This is a genomic window from Algivirga pacifica, assembly GCF_039543525.1.
GTDB lineage: Bacteria > Bacteroidota > Bacteroidia > Cytophagales > Flammeovirgaceae > Algivirga > Algivirga pacifica.
This window is the reverse complement of sequence record NZ_BAABJX010000016.1, coordinates 47,180-70,130: the sequence shown is the minus strand read 5'-3', so window position 1 is coordinate 70,130 and position 22,951 is coordinate 47,180. Positions and strand designations below refer to the sequence as shown.

Genomic DNA, 22,951 nt, shown 5'->3' with positions numbered 1-22,951 from the left:
AATGATAACTACTCAAAAAAGCTTTTTACTACTCTCTCTACTTCTATTTCTTCTAACTTTCAATGCGCATACTCAGGAATCACAGGACAGCACCTTAATCCAACAAAAAGTAAAGGTCACGACCACTACAGGGGATATCTTTTTAGGAATACTGACCAATTATGACCCTACTTATTATTACATCACAACGGAATATGGTGAGCTTAAACTCGACCGTGACAAAGTAAAAAAAGTCAAAAAAGACACCTATCAAGGCGCCTACTCTTTTGGCAACCCCAATGCTACACGTTACTTCTTTGCCCCTACGGGAGTCCCTATACAGAAGGATGAAGGGTACTACCAAAATATCTATGTGACGGTGAATATGGTCAACTATGGTGTTAGCAATAATTTTTCTATGGGTGGAGGAATAGAACTTATTACCCTATTGTCTGGAAATCCGGTGGGATTCCTCAGTCCTAAAATAGGGTTCAAATTAACGGAGAAACTCCATACTGGAGGTGGAGTATTTTTAGGAGGAAGTCCTAATATGGACGGGGAATCTTTCCTCGCTGGTATAGGGTATTGGGTCATTACTTACGGTACAGCAGATGCCAATATCACGGCGGGTGCTGGCTATTTATGGGCAAGTACAGATGGAGAAACAGAAAGTTTGGAAGCTCCTCTCCTAACCTTTTCCGGTATGAAAAGAGTCAGCAGATCTATCGCCCTGGTGTCAGAAAACTATATCTATACAGGAGAGTTGGATGATACTAGTCCTTATAAAGGTATACAAGGAATCCGTATTATGTCCCAAAAAAATACTTTTGATATCGGCTTGCTTATTGTTCCAGAGATTACTGATGAGATCTTAGGTATCCCTTACCTCAGCTACGTACGATATTTCTAAAAAGGTAATAGGTAAAAAGTATAAGGTAATAGGTTTTTACCTATTACCCTTCACCTTCACGGTCACAAAATCTACTAGCCACAAACTGTCAAATGTGCTAATGTAGTTGGTATTCATGACTTCATACCTTAAAGAATCAGCATAGGTTTTGGTAGTTAAATAAGCCAATACCGTATAATTCCCTGGGGTATCAATCGTTATATTCCCTTTCCATTTGTGGGAGGTAGATATCAAGGCAGGATGATCTGCCGTATAGTTTTGCTGTCCATTGGCGGTGGCGACCAACCATAACTGATAGGTTTTTTGCTCAATCAATCCCTTGTATCGCCCCTCCACTTCCAGGGTTCCTACCTTCACGTCTGTATACGCCTGTGGGTAGAGAATCTCAAAACCTTCAAAAAAATCAGGGACCGTCAGGTATGCGGGAATTTCTTCTTTCTCGGCAATCAGATCCCATAACTTTCCTTCGTCATCCTTGATCAAGCCCGACTCTATAAAAAACTTCAGATTTTGTATGCTTTGCTCTCGGGTATTTTCCTTAATCACCTTTTCCACCAACTTCACTTTAAACTCGGTCGCCTTCTGCTGTGCTTCTGCCTTTTTCTGTGACATAACGCCCAAAAAAGAAAATACTCCTCCCAAGATGGCCACTGTAATAGTTCCTAAAACCGGAATCAGCACCGCCCAATTACTTTTCTTTGTATCTGTCATGAGATTGGGTTATTGAGTTAACAAGTAAATGATTGATGCTATCTCATGTGTTTTTGTTTATCGGTTACCGATTATTGCTTATTTTTTATATTACAATATCAATACTCAACACAATAGCTTCAAACTTGCCTACCATATCATTATTAGATTCCTATTAATAAATTGAAAAACAAAGGATTATTCAATGACTTCAGTAATATTCATTATATTTTGTTGAATCGTTGAATTTCAGCTTATAACCCTAAACCCATGAAAACGAAAATTCTTCGCCTACTCCTCGTACTACTCTCTATTTATCCTTATACTACACTTCGAGCCCAAATAGATACAGATATTTCCAGTCGATATATAGGAGTTCGGGGGATGCGCTACCAACCGGCCAATATTGCAGACACGCCTTTCCAATGGGACATTAACGCAGGGGGTGCCAATATCGCCACCCTATCCGACCAATTTTTACCGGACTTTGATTTTATCGGCAACCTCAAAAGTGGAGGAATTGACAATATTCAGGATGCTTTTGTGGTAGGTCGTAGTGGAGCAATCCTTACCGGGAATATTTATCTCCCCTCTGTATCTTACTCCATCAATGATCATTCGGCCGTATATCTGGTAAATGAGTTCCGTTCATACGGCATCTATGATATCACAGATGCCGATTTATATAATATTGTCAGGGGAGATTTTGAAGGAGTTCAGGAAACCATCGCTAACGGTGATGCTTTCTCGGGCTACTTGAACATCTGGTTGGAGATTGGAGCGGGGTATGCCCACAGCTTTACCCTTGGTAATGGAGACCGCCTAAAGCTAGGAGGAAAAATCAAACTCCTATCGGGTACAGCTTCCGCCTTTTTTGATATTGACAATATAAGCCTTAATACAACAGAGGATGGAGAAGTGGCCAATGTAGAAGCCGTCCTTAGCCTTGGATTGGATGGCAATATCAATAAGATTTTTGAGGATGAAAGCATTGACTTACTGAATAGCGCAGGGGTAGGGTTTGACCTGGGAGCAGTCTATGAATACTACCCCGAAGACGACGCTGAAAATTACCGCTGGCGAATCGGACTTACTGTCAATGACTTGGGAAGAGTCAACTATAGTGACAGTGAACAACTAGAAAGCATTAAGGTGAGTCGTGATACCTTGAACACCCGTCCTTTTCGTGATGCAGAATCCATCGGTGACTTCTCTGATGCCTTGACCGATAATTTTGGGGTTGAACCAGAAGCTAATAGCAAATACAATATCCGCCTGCCTACAACCGTATCCCTGCAGTTTGACTATTACTTTGGTAAGAACTGGTACCTGCACTTTAACCCTGCCGTCACTTTCCCAGATTTTGATTTACTGGTACAAAATATCAATGAGGTCTATTCTTTTGACATTACACCAAGATATGAAACCCTTCGGTGGGGCGTCTACATGCCTTTCAATATTAATACCTACAGTGAACGTTTGGATGCAGGCATAGGGGCCCGTTGGCGTTTTATCAGCGTAGGATCCAATTCATTGATCAGTAACTTATTTAATCCTGACAGCCCCTACTCTAACCTATTCTTCAATGTGCGTATCCCACTTTATAAAGAGCGCTACAAGCGGAATAGAGATCAATAAAAAAAGAGCTGCCTCCAAGAAGTAGGCAGCTCTAAAGCTGAGGTTTAATGATATTTTACTAGCGTCGTTGAATCGTTGAATCCATTACATGGCGTCTCGAATTGAGCTTCGCTCGTTGATTCGAGTTGAATTGTTGTTTGATTACTCTAGGAAAAGTTCAATAAACGGTTCAACTCAAATCAACTCACCGAAGGTGAAATTCAACGATTCAACGATTCAACGACGCTAGAGATTTAGCACAATACCACTTCCTCTTCTATATTGGTCACGCTATCATATATTTCATTTAATTCTTTTTCATATTGATGCAGTTGCTCCGTGATCTGCTCCACCTTTTGCTGGAAATAGATTTGCTCTTCAGACAAGAAGGCCAGATAATACGCAATCCCCTTTAACATATTCTGGTGATAGGTTCTATAGTATTTCTTACGCTTGGCATTGAGTGGCTGCACTTCCTGAGCGGCTTGTTTTTTCAGGTAATCGATATATAGGGAGATTTCCTTCACCAAGAAGTTTGGTCGATCTTCCCTTCCAATCACATTGGCACGACCATAGATATGATCTACCATCTGGGCTAAAGTCATTTTCTGCGTATAATACGCCATATTAGGACCCGGACACACAGAGATTTCCTCTCCTTCTACCTTATGCTCAATACCATTCACCAATAAGGCAGAGGTTCCCAAGCCCAGGCAAATACAAGACTTCTCTGTCATCTTTGCCATCTCTGCTTCCAATGCTTCTTCCGAGAATCCTGCAGCCTCTAACTCTTTTTGCTTCTTGTTCTGATAGGTTCTGGAAGCAATACAAATAGCCTTCTCTCCAAACTCCTTATTCAACTGTACGTACTTCTTTGGACATGGGCTCCCCGGCTTTCCAGCCATGATTCGCTCTGCTTTCAGTACATCCATACTATTGCCTCTTACGGTATTGAACGGCACACCTAGAGGAGAAATACCACTCAGGTACAGATCCTTTTCCTTCGCCTTTAGAAGCAAGGCCATAGTCTTGTCATCTACATTGGTCACTTCTGGTACCAATAAAAATGGCGTACCCCATCCGATGGCATCCAGTCCATAATGGTCCATTAAAAAGCTATGTTCTTCAAATGTCCCTACCCCTCCTTGGGCCGTGATACGCATACTTGGCGCTACCGTACAAGTAGGCATTTCCTTTTGCTCCAGACTTTTGTTCAACATCTCAAAAGTCGTTTCCTTCAAGGCCTCTCGTCCTTCCTTGAACTCCTGCAAGATAGGTCCCATTAGCAAGCCATCCGTTGCAAAAGCATGTCCTCCGCAGTTCAGCCCTGACTCTATTCTGTATTCCGACACCCAAATGCCTTTCTTCGCCAATACCTTGCCCTGTACCAATGCCGAACGGTAGTCACTCACTTTCAAGACAATCTTCTTCTTGATCTCCCCTTTCTCGTTAGGGTAGAAATCCTCATGCTTCTCCATATAAGAAAAAAGTCTTGGGTTCATTCCTGCTGAAAGGATCAACGAAGATCTTAAATTACTATTGGCATAGCCTCTCAAGGCAGCGTGTGCATCGTTGTACTCTACCGGAAGCAAGGTATTCTTATGGAAATTCTCCTTATCTACCTTTGTCATGATATTGACATCAATCGATCCTGCTTTCAGGTTTTCTCTTGCCCAATCACAAAGTTCATTTTCCTCTGCCCCCCTTTTCACCATTGTCTCATAAGCCTGACGAACCGGATGACTCTCCTGCAAATAAGCGATGTATTGCTCTCGCCCTGTAGCCGTTGTCACGACTTGTTCCATTTTTCGTTGTACAATCTCCTGCACTAAGTTCAGGTAGTTTGTAAAGCGCAAGGCTCTAAGGTCCTTTTCATTCTTATCCACTACCGGGAAGTCAATTCCCCATTCTTTAGCATGGTATTGTCCTACTTTCTCTGCCAGTTCATCATCTACCAGAGAAATTACCGAGTCCATTCCATAAGCAGCTACTTTAATAGGAGTATCAATCGTGAAGCCAATTCCCATTACAGGGATCTGAAAGTTGTGTATTCTTTGCATATCGTAGGTAAGTCAGGAAGAGTATTTAAAATCTTCTCTTCATAAGAAATAATTACAATCTACTAACCGAATAAGCAACTACATATAAATGGCAATGATGCCCAATTCGGCCGTGTGTTATACTTGATTACTATACCCTAAGACTACGAATACTTGATTTTGTGACAACTTTTCTTGAATACTCCCTAATAAAAATTGGCAGGAATTAAATGAATGAATGATTCATTTTGTAATAAATAAAGGAAGTGAAATAAATAGGTATTTTGGGAGTTTTTTTGTTCATGCTATTTAATTGAGCTTCGCTCGTTCATGATGTTTAGTTGAGGAGATGTGGGGTTGTTTATTAAGGTTGAATAAATAACCGACACAATAGTTATCTCCATCTCCGCCTAGGGTTGAAACCCCAGGCTCTTTTAGAAATACCGCTTTGCGGTTATCAATTCAATCTTTTTGTGAGAGATACGTTAGAATAGATCGCCACGAAGTGGTACTTCTTGAAGAGCCTGGGATTTTAATCCTAGGCGGAGTTGAGGGAAGCATTTATGACGCTTAATTATTCAACCTTAATCAACCCATCTCTTCACATAATATCACTAAAAGGTAAACCCCATAAGCAAAAAAATGATGTTCAGTTGTTTATGGAAGGCTCCAAAACAACTAAACATCATGAACGAGCGAAGCTCAATTAAACACTATGAACAAACGGATCGCTTAAGCGACTTGCGCTACCTTCAGTTCTTCCGCTTCTTTCTGTGCATTCTCTTTCTGGATCTGCTTAATATTGCGTTGCATCAACAAAGATACTACAATACCGATGGCAAACATCCCTGCAAAGATATACATGGTTTGCTCGTAGCTTCCGGTGGTCTCTCTCACGTAAGCGGCAATCTGTGGCCCGATCAATCCTGCAGCCGCTTTTGCCGTCAGGGTATTTCCGTGGATAGCAGAAAGGTTTTTCGTTCCGAAGATATCACCAATATAGGCTGGAATCGTGGCGAACACTCCTCCGTAACAAGAGATGATCAAGAACATCAGCACCTGGAAGAAGAATGGGTTGGTGGCTTGTGGAAGGAAGAAGTAAGCGATCAATTGCAAGGCAAAGAACATGGTATAGGTAATCGGTCTGCCGGCCATGTCTGAGAAGCTAGCCCATCCGATTCGTCCAAGGCCATTGAATAGTCCCATGGTTCCTACCATGGCTGCTGCGGCTGCGATGCTTAGCCCTGCCACTTCCTGTGATAGCGGTGCCGCTACAGAGATCACTGCAATACCACTGGTAATGGTAATAAAGAACATCACCCACAGATAATAGAATCGTTTGGTTTTCAACGCCTCTACAGAAGTAAGCTGTGCCAGATCCTTTTTCAGTGCTTTGCCCCCTTTGTTGGCATTCAGATCAAATCCTGCTGGCGCCCATCCTTCCGGAGGAGCCGATAAATACTGTGCAGAAAGGGCCATCACCACCATATAAAGTGCTCCCAATATATATAATGCTCCACTCAAGCCTACCATCGGCATCACGGATTGGATAATGCTACTTGCCACCAATGCTCCAAACCCGAAGCCCATAATGGCCAATCCTGTCGCCAGTCCTCTTCGATCCGGGAACCACTTTACCAGGGTCGCTACGGGACAGATATACCCTATCCCCATACCGATACCTCCAATTACCCCGTATCCTAAGAAGAACAACGGAAGGCTTTCCATACTAATGGACAGTCCTGAGATCAAAAATCCTGCTCCATACAAAGCCGCTGACAGCAAACCACTCTTGCGAGGGCCTATACGCTCTACAAAACGCCCCAGGAATGATGCCGACAATGCCATAAAGATAATAGCAATACTAAACGCCCAGGAGGTCTCGTTTAATGCCCAACCCATCTGTTCCTGCAAAGGGTTTTTCAACACACTATACGCATAAACGGCACCAATGGAAATATGAATACCTACTGCTGAGGCGGCAATCAACCAACGATTTTTGATCTGTTCTTTCATCGTTCTGTCACTTTTAAGGATTGTAAAAACTAAGGGTATTAAAGCTTACACTAAAAACTGTTTATCTGCTTGTTATGGCCTGTTGCTAGATTCCCCTTAGCTGAAGTCATTTCGTTAATCATTAATATTTTTTGTAAAGATAATCCATTCCATAAAAATTATTTAATAATCAAAGTTAATGCATTTATTGACCTTTATTACCAATCGGAATAAACACTCAACCATCGCACAAGAAAACCATAGAAAACAATCCCCATAAAAAAAGAAGGAAAGAATATTTCAAGAATACCCTTTCCTTCTTTATGAATAATATTTTTAAACGATTGTGAAAATCAATTATCAATTATCAATTATCAATTATCAATTATCAATTATCAATTATCAATTATCACCAAAAAGTTCCTTTATCTCCCTAAACAAGTCAACTTCCCAAAGAGAAACTTTGAGAACCTCACCTAATAGATTCAACTAAACATCATGAACGAGCGAAGCTCAATTAAACAGTATGAACAAACTTAATGCAAGATCGCATGCTCCAACGCATGTCGGTACTGTATATCAAACTGACTAAAGTCAAAATCCGGATAATCCCGCATAATCTGTGCGCGCCCATTCCTTACGGCATCCTCAAACCACTCCAGCCTTGGCAAGATTTTTCTGTAGACACTAAGTCCGTGATCTTTCATGGCGCTCTTCCACCCTACCGTATACCATTCCATGCTCGGCTGATGAAAGTTCCTCAGTGAAGTCTTGTCGAACACAAACTTCGTGATCTTTCGCTTGATCACTTCCTTCCCGATCTCCCGAAACATCTCCTGGAAGTCCGCATAAGGAATATACTCTTTGGTGGAAATGCAGACAAAGGTGTGTTGTCCCTCCACTAAATACAGATCGGCAAACGGGAAACTCCTTACCTCAAGCAATTTGTACGTTGGAACAGTCATGGTTTTATTATAGTATAGTTTATTTCCTGTGGATAATATGATATAAGGTGATCAGTACAATAAACGCCTCTACCGTTGAAATGTTCACAATATCCATAACATCTTACATCCCACGCAAGGTTTGGGGGGAATAATTTGGGGATTTTGGCTGGTGATTTAGAGAAGAGGTAGTCCTTTTGAAGCTGAAAGGAACTTGTATGGGGTGTAGGGGATGAAAAAAGCCTCCCTACTTGGTGTGGGGAGGTCTGAGAGATTCTTAGAAACACGGAAATAGTTAAAACTGCTTGTTCAAAGAGCGCTTTGCCGCTATTGAGCCTATCGAAACAATGTTGCAAAGCTGAACTCTTTGAACAGGGAGGGAATGATCCTCATATGTTCTAAAAGAGCTTAACGAAAATTATATTCTATAATTGAATTTTTTCCTCTATAGCAACAAGTACACCATTACATTTGGGGGAAATCCAATTTGGCATGGATTCAACAACTCGTATTAATTCTCGATTAAATGCAGTTACTTGTGATTTTCTTTTAATTCTTCCTGAATTATTGATAACTCTAACATTTACGATTTCACCCATCTAATATCCTTTACTTTACAGTCTCTGTATACAATTCCCACTATTATTAGCTTTAATCAAATACGGCTCAGGTAGCTCATAACTTATTATGAAATAGTCTTTTGTTTGTTCCTGCTCAAAAAAGAAGAGTGAGAACTTTCTCTCATAATAACTATATTTTACTATACTCCATTTCCCAGTTTTATAATCTTGTGACAACTCTATCTTCAGATAGGCATTCCATTGTTCCCCTTCGACGGTGAACCATATTTCTTGATAACCATTTTTCTTAGGATGACGCTGATTATCTACATACCTGACAACTAATGATCCCGCAAACTGAAAATTTATAACTTCTCCCGTAACTTCATTATCATAGTGATTTAATTTATACCAATTTACAATCGCTTTATATCGACAACTATTCAGTTCTAAAAAATATAGAGCGGGGTATGATAAAAATATAAATAACCCTGCCCCAATAAGGAATGCTTTTAATTTCATATTATCTATTTCTGTACAGTCACCCCATTGGAGTTTTAATAAATAATCCTGAGGATACACGTAGCACATACTTCGCTGCAAAACCGCTGGTCCGAGAGCGCTCGTATACTCGTTCAAGGTCACCCAGACCTCACATAGCTCACTGAACTCTCGAACCAGTTTTATTTTTCGACCAGGTTTAGACTAGACAGGGGCAAAGATTAATCAATTCTTAAGTTTCCAATCTCAACGGTAATTAACTGATTGTAAAAAGTTGTGACAGGATTGAGATTTCCTTGCAGTTCCACGCCTACAGCGATGTAACGTATGGGGATAATCTTAAAACTAACTTTTCCTACTCCACTGACATTCCAAAAATCTTTACTCTCATAGATGTCCCATCCTATATAAGGCCCTTCGTTCTTATCGATTATGGTGTCAGTTCTGTACCGTCCCCATATGATTCCGGCTCCTGCTTGGTATTCTAGTCGGATGTATTTGTTTCCTATATAACTTCCGGCGAGTACTCCTATATTTTCGTACTTTTCACTTGGAGCATCCCCAAATAGATTAAATTCATCATTGAGGGTATAGTCAATACTATACATCATCCTTTTACGGAAGACATCCATATCAAACCCGAGAGCAAATCCACCATTACTTTTGTTTGGATTAAAGCCTTCACTGTATCCCCCTCCTTTTCCTCCAATTGAAAAGGCATCAAATAAAGGTTGCTTTTCCTGAGCGATTGCGCATGTTTGTAGCATGTTTAAAGCAAGCAGAAAAATACTTGCAAAAAGTAATTTGAAATAAGTGTTGGGTTTGTTTGTCATGATTGTTTTTGAAGTTATTAATCAAGTAACGAATATAGCTACTTATTGATTGCCCCTTTCCCCTCCCCTCAAGTTTTTTTACTTAGAGCCTGCTTGGAATATCCGTCTTACACCTGAGACATTACTAAAAAAGCGACCTCCTTCCCTCTAAAAGTTTAAGAACGTGTTTGGAATCACATCTTTTGGTATAAAACTCCTCAAAATATGGATTCCAAACACGTTCTTAAACTTTTGGAAAGAAGAAGATCGCTTTTAATAATGTTTACAACGTTTTCAACTAAACATCATCAAGGAGCGAAGCTCAATAAACGCTGTGTAGCGGTATGGACATCGCACTTAATGGGACACCAATTGCATCAACTGCGCACAGATAATCGCTCCATAGGTACCTAAAGCATAACCCATAACGGCTAGCAATACCCCTACGGGTGCCAGTGATGGATGAAAAGCTGAAGCAACGATAGGCGCAGAAGCTGCTCCTCCCACATTGGCTTTACTTCCTACTGCCAGGAAGAAGAATGGGGCACGGATCAATTTGGCTACAATCAGCAATAATGCTACGTGTACAGCCATCCAGATCAAACCGATCGCTAGCAGTCCCGGATTCTCCAAGGTCTTGGTGATGTCCATTTTCATCCCGATGGTTGCTACCAGGATGTAGATAAATAGCCCACCAATCTTCGAAGCTCCTGCTCCTTCCAGACTTCTGGCTTTGGTGAATGACAATACCAAACCTACCGTGGTCGACACGACTACTACCCAGAAGAAGCCACTGCTTAATACGGATCCTTTTAGCGCAGCACTGTTGCTTGCGAAATCACCAACCATATCGGCTACAAAGTGAGAAAGCCCTACAGCACCAAAGGCAACCCCTCCGATCTTCATCATATCGGGTAAGGTTGGGATTTTGGCAATACTGGCTTGGTAATCTTCTACCTTATTTTTCAAACGCTCAATAGCAGAAGCATCTGCATTCAGCCATTTGTCAATTTTATCAGATTTACCTACACCCAATAAGATAAAGGCCATCCATATATTGGCTACAATAATATCTACGGCCACCATTCCTGAGTAAAGGTCCTGATCATACCCATAGATCTCCAACATCGCCGCCTGATTGGCTCCACCACCAATCCAACTTCCCGCTAACGTCGCTAACCCTCTCCATACCTCTGTAGGGCCTGCACCACCAACGGTCTCCGGTGACACCATAGATACCAACATAATGGCAATCGGTCCACCAATCACAATCCCTACGGTTGCCGTAAGGAACATGATAATACTCTTGGAACCTAAGCGGACAATTCCCTTCATGTCTACACTCAAGGTCATCAATACTAAACTGGCTGGCAGCAAGTAATTCTTGGCCATGGAATACAGATTGGAATAATCCTTAGAGATCACCCCAAAAGAGTTTAACAAAGATGGGATTAAATAACACATCAATAAGGCAGGAATAAACTTATAGAAGGTTTTCCAGAATGAACTGCCACTGTTGGATGTCCAGAAGACAAAACCCAAAGAAAGCATTAGTAAACCGAAAACGACTGCATCATTCGTAATTAATGGAGGGGTTGCCTCCAATAGAAGTGTATTCATCATAGTTTGTTCGTTCGTTGTTTTTGGTTAAAGGATACTTGATGTAAGTCCCTGTCACTACCTTCAACCTGATTTTCTTAATTTGACTTATACAAAAAAAGCACCTTGTAAAGTCAAGGTGCCGCAATATAATCAATATTCTACACTACCTCTTTCTCTACAATACATAATTGTAAATAGCTAAATAGATAGAAAAGGTTCCTGCCATCACAAATATATGCCAAAAAGCATGGTTATAAGGCAATTTATTCCAGATGTAAAACAATACGCCTACCATGTACAAGACAAAACCTATAAACAGAATCAGCATACCATCACGCAAGAACATTGTCAGGTCATCAGCCTTGAGTAGCCAGACCCATCCCATTAATAAGTAAACGGTTAGTGAAAGCCACTTAAAAGATTTCTTAGACGTAGCCTGATGCAATACTCCCAAAATAGCCCCACCCCATATCAGGTAGCATATTGTCCAACCTCCCTCCTTGCCCAGAGTGAGCACCATAAATGGTGTATAGGTCCCTGCAATCAGCAAATAGATTCCGGAATGGTCTAGCGTCTCAAATATCCCTGTCCAACGATGATTATGGTAAAGGTGCAGTAATGTAGAAGCGGTAAAGACAAAGATCATACTTCCTCCATACAAGCAAACACTAATTAAGGCAGTCTGATTATTCGTATCTACCTTGTCCAGCATCATCCACAAGCCCCAGACACTTAATATGGCTGCAATACCGTGTGTCCAGCTGTTCCACCGCTCTTCCTGTCGCCTAAGCAGCTCTCCCTCCTCTAGCACTAGCTGAGATGTCAACATATTTTTTTTCATAGCTGATAGTTTTTATTGTGTTATTTATTGGAACTCCCCATATATTCCATCCATTCAATTTTTAGGTTTCTATCAAAGGGGAGTAATCATAGGGCTTGCCCATTTTAAAAAGTTCAACTACCCAAAATCAGTACTACTTACCGTCACGAAGGAATTCGGGTAGGATACAAATTTGCAAATGTTATTATATGAAGTCAATACAACCTTCTCAGGTTACCATGAACTTATTGGGATAATACCATAAAAAAATCCCTGCCAGAATTTCTGACAGAGATTAGAAACAATATAAGTGGAGAAAGGTAATAGAGGTAATAGGTAATAGGTAATAGGTAATAGGTAATAGGTAATTTACGATACTCACTTATAACCTCATACCTTTTACCTCTTACTTTTTACCTTTTACTTTTTACCTTTTACCTCTATCCCCTTTCTCCTTTTAAGCCATCATCAAAGGTGGCGCTAACTCTTTGCTATTCTTCAACACCTCAACGGTATTGGACAAGATATCAAAAGCATTTTCTGCCATGGTATTTCCTTTGTCCAACGTAGGATTGACCTCTACAATTTCCCAGGCACAAACCTTAGGACTCTGCACCAACAATGCATTCAAGTCTTTCGCTTCTTCAACCGTCAAGCCATTCGCTACGGGAGTTCCTGTCCCCATAGAAATGCTAGAATCCATACTATCGACATCGAAAGACACGTAAATAATGTCACAATCTTGCAAACGCTCCAATACTCGGGCTGCAATGGTTTTAACACCTTCTTTCCTTACTTCTTCTACAGAGAAATTCTTAATACCATGCTCTTTCATAAACACCTCTTCCGGCCCCTCTGTATCTCTTACCGCTACAAATACGATATCCTCTGGAGTAATCTTAGCTCCTCTGATTCCTGTATTCTTAATGGCTTCCCATTGGGCAATCGTCTCCTCATCCAACGTATTAACCTGCTGAGCGATGTTGTCAGACCCCGATACCATAGCCAAGGGCATACCGTGCATATTCCCAGAAGGCGTCGTGTAAGGAGAGTGAAGATCTCCGTGCGCATCAATCCACACCACACCTAATCGCTTTTCTGGATTGGCTTTCTTAATACCAGAGATCGTTCCAGCAGCAGTAGAGTGATCCCCTGCCAATACTACAGGAAAACTTCCCTCATCCATCACAGATGCTGTCGTCGCCGCTACTCTGTCCAATACAATCTTGACGCCATCCGCATATTTGGCATAAGGAAAACGGTTTTCTTTCAACAATACATTGTTCACATCTTCTACACCAACAATACTGTGCTCTGCAAAAAATGATGATTGCTTGGTTAATGATGCCACGATCATTGCATCTACGCCCAATCCTGCACCTCTGGTTCCTGCCGCAATTTCTGACTTTACGGTTACTAGTTTAATATTTTGCCTCATTTTCATGTCCTATTCTGTAAGGATAGTTAGTATGTGTATATATGTAAGTCTCTTGATGTACCCTACTGAAGAAGTAAAAGAAGAAGAGGTCTATCAACCTCTCCTTTTCCAAAATGAATAATTACTGCTTCTTATTACTGTAGGGTTAGTATGTGTTTATGGATGTAAATATACTGGGATGAAAAGTTCATTTACAAGGATTTTGTTAATTTTTTAATGAATAATCGATTTTATGTTAATATTTTAACAAAAGTGAGCAATAAAATAACTGCTGATACTCAAACTCATGCTGTCAATAAACCTCATTATGCTCACTTAATTTTCAGGAAGCTCCCCCATTCTCCTAAATAATTCTTAGTTTTGTGAAAAAAAAAGAAGGGAGATAAACATTTATCACCGAAATTTGTTATAGTTTTGCATTGAGGGTATTTTATTTAGATTTATACTAAATAACCTTTAATTTGCGAGACCTGTAATAAACTGTTTATATATAATGAGTGCAGAAAAAGATACACAAATCCTAGAGGAATTCACCTCCAAAGAATATGAGCATGGTTGGACGACTGATATTGAAATGGAGTCCGCACCCAAAGGACTAAATGAAGATATTGTTCGCTTTATCTCTGCCAAGAAAAACGAGCCAGAATGGTTATTGGAGTGGAGATTGAAAGCCTTTGAGCAGTGGAAAAAGATGACTTGTCCAGAGTGGGCAAACGTGGTATTTGAGCAAATCGACTACCAAGATCTTATTTATTATTCTGCGCCAAAGCAAAAGGTTGCTCCTAAGTCATTGGACGAAGTGGATCCTGAGTTGCTGAAAACATTTGAGAAGTTAGGTATCTCCTTAACAGAACAAAAGCGATTGACGGGTATTGCCGTTGATGCGGTATTTGACTCTGTATCGGTAGCCACTACCTTTAAAGAGACACTTTCTGAGTTGGGCATTGTATTCTGTTCTTTCAGTGAGGCAGTACAAGAGCACCCAGAGTTGGTAAAACAATACTTAGGTTCAGTTGTCCCTGTGAATGATAACTTCTTCTCAGCATTGAACTCGGCAGTATTCTCTGACGGATCATTCTGTTATATTCCAAAAGGCGTTCGTTGTCCAATGGAGCTTTCAACTTACTTCCGTATCAACGCTGCTAACACAGGGCAGTTTGAGCGTACGTTGATCGTTGCTGAAGATGAGTCATACGTATCTTACCTGGAAGGATGTACAGCTCCTCAACGTGACGAGAACCAACTTCACGCTGCGGTTGTAGAGATCTTCGTACACAAAGATGCTGAAGTAAAATATTCTACGGTACAGAACTGGTATCCTGGAGACGAGGACGGTAAAGGTGGTATTTACAACTTCGTAACCAAAAGGGGTATTTGTGATGGCGACAACAGTAAGCTTTCTTGGACACAGGTAGAAACAGGTTCATCCGTAACTTGGAAATACCCTTCTTGTATCCTTAAAGGAAATAACTCTGTTGGAGAGTTCTACTCTGTAGCCGTAACCAACAATATGCAGCAAGCGGATACCGGTACGAAAATGATTCACATTGGTAAGAATACCAAGTCAAGAATTGTTTCTAAAGGGGTTTCTGCTGGACGTTCTCAGAACAGCTACCGTGGACAGGTTAAGGTATTGAAGCAAGCTGAGGGTTCTCGTAACTTCTCTCAGTGTGATTCCCTATTGATGGGCGATCAGTGTGGAGCACATACCTTCCCATATATTGAAGTAGACAACAAAACGGCTAAAGTAGAACACGAAGCAACGACTTCCAAGATTGGTGAGGACCAGATCTTCTACTGTAACCAAAGAGGTATTGACACAGAGCAGGCAGTTGCTTTGATCGTCAATGGATATTGTAAAGAAGTATTGAACAAGTTACCAATGGAGTTTGCTGTAGAAGCTCAAAAACTTCTGGCACTTAGCTTAGAGGGTTCTGTTGGGTAAGCCACAGGACATTCAATAACTTATACATGAAGAAGCATTCCGGTAGTTGTTACTGGAATGCTTTTTTTAATTTTCAATTATTAATTTTCAATTTTCAGTTATTTATTCACTACTACTCACTGTTCACTGCCCACTGTTCATTGCCAGCAACTTACATTGTGGCATTATTTTTTCGGGATTTTGATTAACTTTTTTTTTCTGGAAAATCAACCATCTGCTTATTCATATGAATAGCCACCCCAAATATATATATATACTATTCTTTTGCTCCTTCTTCTTTTATGGACTGCTCTCTACTGCCTGTTCACAAGACATACAGCTCACGCAGTATTATGCAGCTCCCTTATATGCCAATCCGGGATATACGGGCATTGACGAAGGCACCCGAATCACAGCCAATTATCGTAATCAATGGTACCAGCTTCCTGTTAACTATGTTACACATATGGCCTCTTTTGATCATCGATTCAGAGATAAACCTATATCTTTGGGGTTACTTTTAAAGAATGATTTGATTGGTCCCAATGCAGACCTACCGATTTACCAAAATAGTGTTCACTTTTCGGTGGCCTACCTCCTAAAGGTGTCAAAAAAAATCTATATCAATAGCAGTATTCAGGGGGGAGTTATCCAAAGTACCCTCAACTACGCCAACTTCGTATTTGGAGACCAGATTGATAACTTGGGTAATATGAACGGAACGGCTGAAGCATTAAATAGGGAACGGATTTTTCAACCTGACATTTCCTTTGGTAGTATCTTGTACAGTGATCAATGGTGGTTAGGAGCCGCCTTCATGCACCTTAATGCACCTCGCTACTCTTTTTTGGGGGAGCAAATTGCACTACCTCTTAAAGTAGACCTACAAGCTGGTTATGTAATTCCTTTCGAATACAACAAACGGCGAGGATACCTTCCTACCTTGGACAATAAGACATTAACGGTCACCCTTCAATACAAATTCCAGGGAGCTTCAGATCAATTGAGTCTGGGGGTATACGGATATGCCAATAGCTTTATGCTAGGACTATGGTATAGAGGATTGCCAATTAAGGAAAATAGTGACCTGGTATTCAATCAAGACGCCCTGGCACTATTGACTGGTTATAGATACAAGAATCTTCAAATAGGCTATAGCTATGACATTGCACTCTCTAACCTACCGTTGGATAAAGCTAGTTCTCACGAGATCTCATTGTCTATTACCTTCAATGAGCCCAAACCTTATCGGGAAAAACCTCCTAAAAGGATTAAGGTCAATACCAAGTGTCCGAGACCATTTCTTTAATACCGTTTATTGTTTATCGCTTATCGTTTAAAATTTTTCATTAACTGTAGCAAAGCGATAAACAATAAGCAATAAGCGATAATATGAAACTATACTATACTACTCTTCTTATTTGGCTGATTTACTTGACAACAAGTTTCTCTCTGCAAGCCCAGCATTTAATTGCAACGGTAGATGGCACAGACTATCACCTGAACCAAACTCACATCAAGGGATGTGGTGGTGTCGCAGTGGCTTTTCGATTATCGGAGGAAAATGGTTTAATCAGTGTCAACTGGAACTTTGGAAATGGGAATACCTCTTCCCAAGTACGTCCATTTGAGCAGTTCAATACTATAGGAGTATTCACAGTCAAGGCTATTGCGGAATATGATAACGGAAACAGCGTTGCCTTGGAAGGAACAGTAGAGGTTTTTGATGCTACTCCACCTAGCATTGAGGTTGTACCCGAAGGGGGATGTGCAGGGACGACCTTCAGCATTTCCAATACAGACCCTACCTTGGAAGATGTTATTTATATTGTAGACAATACTTTGATCAGAGGTGATGCCATCGATGTTACCCTAAATAACCCCGGAAGCTATGATATTCGCTTACTTGCCATCAATGCCAACGGTTGTGAAGTTAGCGCTCTACTAAGCAATGGCATCACAGTAGTCGAACCTTTTGAGGTAACACTCAGCCCAAGTATTTCCATAGGATGCTCGATAACCCAGGAAGTCACTTTTACTGCTGATATTACCACACAAAGTGGTTTCCCTTTATCTGCTGTCGTTTATGAATGGAACTTTGGAGATGGCAATACTGTCACGACAGAAGTCCCACAAGTCTCCCATACCTATGCCAATTCACAGCAAGAATACCTGGCAACGGTTACGGTCAACTCTTATGGATGTCGACAGGTATCCGGTAGCAGTAGCGTAGCTTTTGCCAACATTCAAGAAGATATCACAATCAGCTTTCCAGAGACCTCTTATTGTGATCCTTATCGCCTAGTATCTTTCACACCCGACTTCCCTTCTTCCATGGATGGACTACTTGTACAATGGGAGTTTGAGGACGGCACTTTACTGGAGAGTACTTTACCTGAAGGCGTACAACACACCTTGACTAACAATAGTAATCAAACCATTACACAAAATATTCAGGTTACCATTGGAGAGGTAGCTTTATGCCAGGAAACCTATTCCTTTGAGGTGACTCCTACCCAACAAGTAACTATCAACGCCGTCACGTCCTATTGTGACAGCCCCTATACCCCTATCATTGAACTAGAGGATGATAGTCAACTAGGAAACTATTATTGGAGAATACAAGGCGACGACAATTTACAGTTTCCCAATACCATGACGCCATCCTTTGGGGCTTTTACTGGCAATACTACAATTGAGCTAGTAGAAGAAAAAGAAGGGACTATCTGTATCTTGGAAGAAGTATCCTTGCGTTACGCTCCCCTTTCGGTAGAGATCACTGGAGGCACATTAGGCTGTGCTCCTTTCGATGCTACACTAACAGCTTCTATCAATAACTTACCATCCGGCAGTACTATTACCTCCCATGAATGGATCTTGGAGGACATTACCGAGCAGCAGGTTGGAGCTACCGGAAGAGCGACCTACCCTACTACCTCCCAAAATGGCAACACATTTAGCCTAGAGAATCTACCATGGGGTGACTACCGTGTCAGCACTCAAATACAAATTCAAAATCCCGACGGACCACAAACCTGTATTGGAACTGCCGAAACATTAGTACAAGTTCGACTTTTGCCAACCTTATCCTTCACTCCTTCTGGTAATGATTTGTGCTTAGGTAATGCGATTCAATTGGAGAATACCTCTACTTTCTCAGACCCTAATTATCCCGACAGCTATGCCAATGAAGTAGTTTATCAGTGGGATTATGAAAGTGATAATATCTTTGTTCCTGCTGAAAATGACCGTGGAGATGGTGCCCATACTTATCAGGGCTGTACACTGAATATGTTACAGTTTCCTACACTATCGGCCTATTATCCGAATTATGCCTGTTCTGTACAAGAGCAACTCCCTATAGAAACCACCTTATGTTTATTACCTTGTCAGGAAGAAGCCTTGGCCAACGACCCATCCTTAGACACCTGTGACCTTATCACTCCCAGCGCCTTGTTCACGGTAACAACTACTCCTTGCCCTCTTGGCTTAACGATCAGTAATCAATCCATAGGAGATGTTTTCACTTGGGAAGTTACTGCCAAGGGGAATTCCACCACCTTTGGCCCTAATGCATCCCCTCTCTTTCCTGAAGATAGTCTCACACTATTTCTGGAGCCTTATGGAGGATTACAAAGTGGTGACAATATCAGTATTACCCTAATTTCAGGCACACTGCAATCTACTTGTACCGAAAGTAATAGTATCACGGTACAAATGCCCGATACACTCCCTACTCCTATGGTCTCATTTCCAGAGATCTTATGTACAGGAGAGGAAGACAGTGTAATTGTAGATAGTGAAGATGTCCAACAATATAACTGGACCTTAACAGATAGCCTTGGAGCTACGGTTATCACTAGTGCGACTAACACAGGAACGCTTCCTTTGAGCATAACGCAACCTGGAAGTTATCAGGGACAGGTTACTCTTGATTACGCAAACGGGTGTACGCAAACACTTTCCTTTGGTCCCATAGAGGTCAAAGGTATTTTCTTTGACCTTAACCGTAGTACTGCCACTACCTGTACAGATACAGAAGTTAATTTCTTTGTTGATTCCACCTCATTCAGTTCTTCTTCTGATAGTCTGCAATGGACATGGATCATTGATGAAGATACGATTGCAACTGGACAAAACAGCACAGGAGAAATCACACCTTTCTCCTATAGTTTCACTACTCCAAAAGCTCCACAAAGAGCACGTTATAAGGTGAAATTACAAGTGACTACCGAAAATGGCTGTGCTCATGAAGACTCTGTAACTATCAATGTATCACGTCCATCAATCACCTTGGATGATCTTCCAGTGGAATATATTTATAGCTGTGACACCACCTATATCAGCGTCAGCCCAAGCTTTACGGCTGATGAGGTCCTCAACCGTCCGGCTCCCTCTTTTACGTGGTATTGGGTAGATACCCTATCCAATCAAACGACCCTTTTACTGCAAGAAGAAAAAGACTTATATGCTGCATTACCTTCTGGAAGGAATGTTATTCGATTATTCGTTACTGATGCCAATAGCTGTATGGACAGTGCTGACTTGGCTATTGATATCCCTGAGCAGCAGTATCCTGTAGCAGCCTTTAGTGCGAGTGACACGGTATTGTCTTGCCCTGGGATCATCACCTTTAGTGATGCCATTGATGGAACAATTGGTAACAGTACTCCAAGACAGTATTATGACCAAGCAGGGGATTCCATGCAAGCCAACTACCCGGTAGAATGGATATGGGATTTTGGAGATGGAACGGTCAGAAGTTCAATCACCGGAAGTATTTCCCATTATTTTAGTCCACCAGAGGGTGATGGCTATTACGTCAGTATGTCGTTAAAAGAAATCCTGCCTACCGGAGAAATCTGTATCACGCCTTCTGACACCTTATTTATTCGTGTAGGAGGTGTTGCGGGAGCTTACGAACTCGATCGTAGAATCGGTTATGAGGGAACAGCCGTTTATATGACGGCACTACCAGAGAAAGACCCAGAAGAAACCTATTACCTATGGGCCTCAGGAGATGGACAAGCGGGACAAGTAGATACGATAAGAAATCGATTGCACTTCAGAAATCAAACGTTTCAGTACGAAGCAGTCAAAACTGCTCCCGGCCATACTCCATCCCTCACCTTTTATGATGAAGAAGGTTGTCCCTACCCTGCGGCCTATTCGGGTGACATCAATATTCTTTCCTGTCCAACACTATTATTTAAAGATAGTGCACATTGTTTAACGCAAGGAGATCTATCCATCAGCTTTGATGAGAATATACAGGCAGACGCTCTGATTCCCGGCGAAGAAGTTCTAGTATATACCATAGATGATGAATTTGGAAAAGCGGCGTATTACGCTACCCTACAGTACGCTTGGATACTATCCGATGGGTCTCTACTGCAAGGACAGAATGAACTTACGTTCTCTGCAGGTCCAAACGAGAATATTCTAAACATAGACCCTGACGGACCTGGGAAAACCATTGGCATCAAGACATGGATAGAAGCACGTTATGTTGACTTAGAAAACCCAGCCAAAAATATAACCGAAACGGTTTGTGAAGAGGAACTATCTTTTCATTTAAGCCTGTTTCCCTCCCCTGATATAAGCATAGAACACGGCACTATCTGTGAAGGACAATCCGTAGTATTCAATGCCTTACTGGACTATTCCCCTTTTACAGGTGAACAGGTACAAGAAACACTTATACTTTGGGATATCGATGGAGATGGTCAATTTGACGACGGCACAGGTGAGCAATTAGAATATACCTTCGAAAACAGTGGAATGGATTCTCTACAGGTATTGGTGAGTACAGAGAATCATTGTGATATTACGTTTACCCATTATTTCCAGGTCAACCCCATGCCTGTACCTGAAATCACTGTCGATCCAGTGTGTCTGGGAGAACCTTCGGTATTTACGATTACAGGGGAAGTTAGCGAGACAAGATGGAGGTTTCATAACGAAGGAAATCCTTCCCAATGGCACCTAACAACTACTAACACTACAGCTTATTATACTTATCAAAAGAGTGGTGTACAAACGGTTACGGTAGCCTACACCCTCCCTTCCGGATGTGAGGATTCCCTAACCCTACAAACAGAGGTTTTACCTCTTCCAAGTTACACCCTGAGTAATGATATCTATATATGTGAAGGAGCTACCGCCACACTCTCTATAGAGAGCAGTAGCACTCACCAATGGAGTACCGGAAGTACGGCGAACAGTATCACCGTTGCCCCTTCTGTAGATACAACCTACTATGTAGAGATTAGTGAAAATCACAACAGTGGTATACGTTGCGCTACTTTAGATAGTATTAAGGTCTATGTTATTCCAACCCCTCCCATTGCCTCCCAATACGAAAGTTGTGATGGAGAAGCCATCCTGGTAGATGGTCGAATTACAGACTATGACAGTCTTCAGCAAGTCTACCAATGGAAAAACGAAGAGGGCAACATACTTAGTCAGGAAGCTACTTTCAGCATTGAAAAAGAAGGCGTCTACACACTAGAAAGTATTGTAGAACATCTCAACGGTACAAGGTGTACTTATATACAGACCTTCGATGCCATCTTTCATCCTAACCCTCCCAAGGTCCTGCAAAAGCAAACCTTTTGCTTTGAGTTTGGTGATGTATTGACACTCAGTGGACCAGAAGGTTCACAATACCTATACACCTGGGGTGATGTCAGTACTGAGCCTACGCTTGAGGTATATGCTGAAGGGAGCTATACACTTACCACCACCGATACGACCTATAGTACCTGGTGTACCACAACAGAAGAAGTATACATTACTGATCTTTGCCCTCCAAGGGTCTTTGCTCCCAATGCTTTCACGCCCAACCAAGATGGACTGAACGACGAGTTTTATATCAAAGGTGCTAATATCAATACCATAGAGCTTTTAATTTACAACCGATGGGGAGAGGTGATTTTTAGTAATACCTATGACAATATTCAAGAAGCCCAGCAGCCAGGCAATGGGTGGAATGGTATGTATAAAGGGAAAGATATGCCCGCAGGAGCATACAACTATGTTATTCGATACATCAGTGACCTGGAACCCGATAAAGGTAAAAAAGCAGAATATGGAAGTGTAACCCTGATTCGCTAAGAAA

14 protein-coding genes are annotated in these 22,951 nt (G+C 41.4%); 5 read left to right on the top strand and 9 right to left on the bottom strand.

The window, feature by feature from the left end; genetic code table 11:
- Position 1 precedes the first annotated feature (1 nt).
- Entirely contained in the window at positions 2-889 is an 888-nt protein-coding gene (locus ABD985_RS03980; protein ID WP_345369391.1) for a hypothetical protein, read from the top strand.
- Between the two features lie 36 nt (positions 890-925).
- Here the strand turns inward: ABD985_RS03980 and ABD985_RS03975 are convergent, their stop codons facing one another.
- The gene (locus ABD985_RS03975; protein ID WP_345369389.1) at positions 926-1,600 is read right to left on the bottom strand and encodes a hypothetical protein; all 675 of its coding nucleotides are present in this window, start codon (positions 1,598-1,600) and stop codon (positions 926-928) included.
- 249 nt (positions 1,601-1,849) lie between these two features.
- On the opposite strand from ABD985_RS03975, the gene ABD985_RS03970 reads away from it, so the two are divergent.
- Entirely contained in the window at positions 1,850-3,217 is a 1,368-nt protein-coding gene (locus tag ABD985_RS03970; protein WP_345369388.1) for a DUF5723 family protein, read from the top strand.
- A 233-nt stretch (positions 3,218-3,450) separates the two neighbouring features.
- On the opposite strand, the gene ABD985_RS03965 is transcribed toward ABD985_RS03970, so the two are convergent.
- The 8 genes from ABD985_RS03965 to rocF all read right to left on the bottom strand — a co-directional run bounded on the left by ABD985_RS03965 (position 3,451) and on the right by rocF (position 13,907).
- The gene (locus ABD985_RS03965) at positions 3,451-5,256 is read right to left on the bottom strand and encodes a hypothetical protein (RefSeq protein WP_345369386.1); all 1,806 of its coding nucleotides are present in this window, start codon (positions 5,254-5,256) and stop codon (positions 3,451-3,453) included.
- Between the two features lie 711 nt (positions 5,257-5,967).
- Entirely contained in the window at positions 5,968-7,251 is a 1,284-nt protein-coding gene (locus tag ABD985_RS03960; RefSeq protein WP_345369384.1) for an L-lactate MFS transporter, read from the bottom strand.
- A gap of 515 nt (positions 7,252-7,766) precedes the next feature.
- Positions 7,767-8,195: a hypothetical protein gene (locus tag ABD985_RS03955; protein ID WP_345369382.1), complete on the bottom strand. Its 429-nt coding sequence runs from the start codon at positions 8,193-8,195 to the stop codon at positions 7,767-7,769.
- Positions 8,196-8,788: 593 nt separating this feature from the next.
- Positions 8,789-9,256, bottom strand: coding sequence for a nucleotidyltransferase family protein (locus ABD985_RS03950; RefSeq protein WP_345369381.1), 468 nt, complete (start codon positions 9,254-9,256; stop codon positions 8,789-8,791).
- 200 nt (positions 9,257-9,456) lie between these two features.
- Positions 9,457-10,002: a hypothetical protein gene (locus ABD985_RS03945; RefSeq protein ID WP_345369379.1), complete on the bottom strand. Its 546-nt coding sequence runs from the start codon at positions 10,000-10,002 to the stop codon at positions 9,457-9,459.
- 402 nt (positions 10,003-10,404) lie between these two features.
- Positions 10,405-11,670, bottom strand: coding sequence for a DUF819 family protein (locus ABD985_RS03940; RefSeq protein WP_425550432.1), 1,266 nt, complete (start codon positions 11,668-11,670; stop codon positions 10,405-10,407).
- A gap of 154 nt (positions 11,671-11,824) precedes the next feature.
- Positions 11,825-12,490 (bottom strand): PAQR family membrane homeostasis protein TrhA, encoded by a 666-nt coding sequence (gene trhA, locus ABD985_RS03935; RefSeq protein WP_345369377.1) that lies wholly within the window; start codon positions 12,488-12,490, stop codon positions 11,825-11,827.
- 436 nt (positions 12,491-12,926) lie between these two features.
- On the bottom strand, positions 12,927-13,907 hold the full coding sequence (gene rocF / locus ABD985_RS03930; RefSeq protein WP_345369448.1) for an arginase: 981 nt from the start codon (positions 13,905-13,907) through the stop codon (positions 12,927-12,929).
- Positions 13,908-14,400: 493 nt separating this feature from the next.
- Between rocF and sufB the strand changes: the two genes are divergently transcribed.
- The 3 genes from sufB to ABD985_RS03915 all read left to right on the top strand — a co-directional run bounded on the left by sufB (position 14,401) and on the right by ABD985_RS03915 (position 22,947).
- Positions 14,401-15,852 (top strand): Fe-S cluster assembly protein SufB, encoded by a 1,452-nt coding sequence (gene sufB / locus ABD985_RS03925; RefSeq protein WP_345369375.1) that lies wholly within the window; start codon positions 14,401-14,403, stop codon positions 15,850-15,852.
- Positions 15,853-16,078: 226 nt separating this feature from the next.
- A complete protein-coding gene (locus ABD985_RS03920; protein ID WP_345369373.1) occupies positions 16,079-17,140 on the top strand; it encodes a PorP/SprF family type IX secretion system membrane protein in 1,062 nt (353 codons plus the stop codon).
- Between the two features lie 83 nt (positions 17,141-17,223).
- Complete coding sequence (locus ABD985_RS03915) at positions 17,224-22,947, top strand: PKD domain-containing protein (RefSeq protein ID WP_345369371.1); 5,724 nt, start codon at positions 17,224-17,226, stop codon at positions 22,945-22,947.
- Positions 22,948-22,951: the final 4 nt, after the last annotated feature.